The 1373-nt window shown below is 67.4% G+C and carries 1 protein-coding gene; it reads left to right on the top strand.

Annotated features, from left to right (window positions below; translation table 11 throughout):
* Window positions 1–174 precede the first annotated feature (174 nt).
* A partial coding sequence (locus tag ACX80U_RS19150) for a lysozyme (RefSeq protein WP_459269543.1) occupies window positions 175–1373 on the top strand: 1199 nt, incomplete at its 3' end.

The raw sequence follows: 1373 nt of genomic DNA on the forward strand, positions 1-1373 counted from the left end.
CACCAACCAGACCTGCCCCACCCGCACCAAATGCACCCAGAGCTTCCAACGCGGAACCCTCACCTGGACCTCCACCACCGGCGTCAAACGAACCTGACCCACCCCACCCCGACACGGATCCACCAGCACGTGTTCCTCTCCATGTGCGGCCCCGAACAAATAGGTGATTTCACAGTGATAACCAAGCGAACTTCCACATCGGCCCGACTCGCCCTGCTGCTCGCAGCGATCCTCGTCAGTCCTCTGGCGCCGGCATCGGTGTCTCCTGCCCTGGCGAGCGAGATCGGCGACGTAGCACCGCTGGTCGTTCCCTCACCCACGGTCGAGGTTCCCCCGTCCGTCGGTGGGACACCGACGGACGGTGCGACGACCCCTCCCGCAGAAGGTGTCCTCCCTCCGGAGGTCGAGGGGGCGGAGCAGCAGGGTGCGGCCGCCGTGGCGCCACCCGAGGTGAGGAACGCGTCCATGGGGCAGGGACTCGCGCGGATCGCCGAGTCGGGCGATCCCCAGATCCCCCGCGCAGCGGAATCGCGGGAGGGTTTCCTGAGTGGCGAGGGCGCTGCCGAGGATTCCTCGGAGCAGGGCTCGGCGGCGACGAACTACTGGAACCCCGGCGGGGTCCTGGGCGTCGATGTCAGCAGCCACCAGGGTCGGTCCGTCGCCTGGTCGGCGGCCGCCGGCTACGGTGCCCGCTTCGCGTACGTCAAAGCGACGGAGAACAACGACTACGTCAATCCGTATTTCTCGGACCAGTACGCGGGCGCAGCAGCAGCGGGTATGTACCGGGGTGCCTACCACTTCGCCCTGCCCAACCTGTCCTCGGGCTCGGCGCAGGCGACGTTCTTCGTCCGGAACGGCGGAGGCTGGAGTGCGGACGGCAAGACCCTCCCCCCACTCCTCGACGTCGAGTTCAATCCCTACCCGTCGCTGGGCAATACCTGCTACAACATGACGCCCTCGCAGATGGTCGCCTGGATCGCGGACTTCTCCCGGCAGATGCAGGCCTTGACCGGCAGGAAGCCGATGATCTACACGGCGGCCAGCTGGTGGAACCAGTGCACCGGCAACTCCACCGCGTTCGGTGACCATGCGCTCCACGTGGCGCGCTACGGTACGACCACCCCCGGCACCATGCCCAGCGGCTGGGCGAAGCAGGACGTGTGGCAGTACACGGACAGCGGGCCGGTCATCGGTGACTGGAACCAGTGGAACGGGACCCTGGCAAGCCTGCAGGCATTCGCCAGGAACGACGTGAATTCGATTCCGTCGCCGGCGGCGGCGGCTATCTCGGCGGTTGTCGCGTCCTCGTCCGGGCTCGGGGAGGTGCGCTCCGGTGTCGTGTGTGATCTGACCGGTGGAGGGTGCTACCAGGG

This window comes from Arthrobacter sp. TmT3-37 (genome assembly GCF_054510835.1).